The sequence below is a fragment of the Streptomyces sp. NTH33 genome (genome assembly GCF_003236365.1).
Classification (GTDB): domain Bacteria; phylum Actinomycetota; class Actinomycetes; order Streptomycetales; family Streptomycetaceae; genus Streptomyces.
In genome coordinates, this window is sequence record NZ_POTZ01000831.1 from 1 (window position 1) to 1,683 (window position 1,683).

The following is a 1,683-nucleotide window of genomic DNA, read 5'->3' on the forward strand; positions in this document are numbered from 1 at the left end:
TGCCGTCCGATGCCTTCTCCGCGTCGATGAAGCGGCACCGCGCGGCGGTGTCTACCTCATCTTGTCCTGCGCGAAGAAGGCGGTCGCTTTTCCCAGGATGTCGACCGTCTTCTCCAGCTCGCGGACCTTGCGCCGCAGCTGGGCGAGTTCTTCCCGCTCGGCGCTGGTCAGAGCCCCGGCGGGCCCCTCGCCCCGGTCGACCTTGGCCTGCTTCACCCAGCCACGCAGACCCTCCGGACTCACCCCCAGGTCCCGGGCAACCTCGGTGACCGTCTTGTCCGACGACAGCGCCAGCGCGACGGCATCCCGCTTGAACTCCGCCGTGTACCGCTTGCTCGTATTGCTCTTCTTGCTCACTACCTGTGACTGCTTCCTCCGGGACCTTCCGTCCCAGTATCAGGCTGTCCAGGTCAAAGGGGGAGCTTCATTGGCCGGTTCCCCCTTCGGCATCCACTCACGGCCGCCGTTCTTGCACTGGCCGACCAGCTCTTTCTTCTTGGTGTCCACGCTGATCACCGGGTCCCCGGCGTCCCGGTGATCGCGGGCTTGTTCGTTGATGTAGCGGAACTGGGCGTCGCGGTCCGGGTGCTGCGTGCCCTCGATCGTCTTGGCGTTGGCCTGCAGGCTGAAGCCCTCCTCGCGCAGCAGGTCGCCGACGGTGTCCGCCGAGACGCGGTGGCCTTGCCGGGTGAGTTCGTCGGCGAGTTTGCGCGTCGACTTCGTCGTCCAGCGCAGCGGCGACATCGGGTCCCCGCGCATGCCCGGCTCGACCAGCGCTAACAGTGCAGGTCGCAGCCCCGGGTCCACCTCGACGGCCCTTTTGCGCCCGCCGCCGGGGTGGCGGACCCGACCCAGCGGCTTTGCCCCCGTTTCCAGCTCGTCGACGCCGTTGCGGACGGTGGTCTCGCTGACCTCGGCCGCCTGCGCGACGGCCCGGATCCCGCCGTGGCCCAGGATCCGAGCCTCGGCTCCCATCAGCAGACCGCGCTGGCGCTCGTCCAGGTGCGGGAACAACACCGCGAATCTCACGGCGAGTTGATCACGAGTCTCCTGCGATATGCCCATACCACATCAACGAGCCAGAACCACGGAAGCAACACCTTGATTTTCTGCGCGCCCTTAATCCGTCAGTGCTGCGCGGCAGCGGTGCGGGCCGCGACGAGGGCGGCGACGGGGTCGGCTGTGGCGGGGGCGCAGGGCCACCATCGGGCGGTGGAGCCGCGGCCTTCGCGGGTGTAGGGATGCCATCGGTCGTCGGGGCCGAGACGGATCTGGACGCCCTCGTCATCGGCGGTGAGACGGTTGCGCCAGACGCGTATCCGCACGGTGCTCGCGGTGTCGTCCTCGGTCTCGGCGTTGTCGGGGTCGCAGAGGGCGGCGCGGGCGGCAGCCATGGCAGTGGCGTCGGGCGTGAGGGGCGCGCGGGCGACGGCGACGCCGACGGGGCCGCCGTGGCGCTGGGCACGGACCAGGAGGGCGAAGTCGAGTGGAGGCAGACCGGTGGCGCGTACGAGTTGGTGGAACCAGTGCTCGCCGACCCCGCTCGCGGCGAGGCGTACGGCGTCGTCGAGCGGGGTGCAGGTGAGGGAGGCGGTGTGCCCGGCCGTGAGGGCGCGGGCGCGCTGAGCGGTGTCCCGGGTGAGGGTTTCGAGGTCGTCGAGGGTGAAGGGGGCGTCGGACGGG

The 1,683-nt window shown here is 70.0% G+C and carries 1 protein-coding gene and 2 pseudogenes; all 3 read right to left on the reverse strand.

What is annotated here, in order from left to right; genetic code table 11:
* Positions 1-51 precede the first annotated feature (51 nt).
* Entirely contained in the window at positions 52-357 is a 306-nt protein-coding gene (locus C1I97_RS36745) for a transposase (RefSeq protein WP_111007219.1), read from the reverse strand.
* Between the two features lie 75 nt (positions 358-432).
* Positions 433-1,065, reverse strand: a pseudogene (locus C1I97_RS36750) (ISAzo13 family transposase); the annotation flags it as partial.
* A 62-nt stretch (positions 1,066-1,127) separates the two neighbouring features.
* A pseudogene (locus C1I97_RS40435) lies at positions 1,128-1,683 on the reverse strand (SWIM zinc finger family protein); the annotation flags it as partial.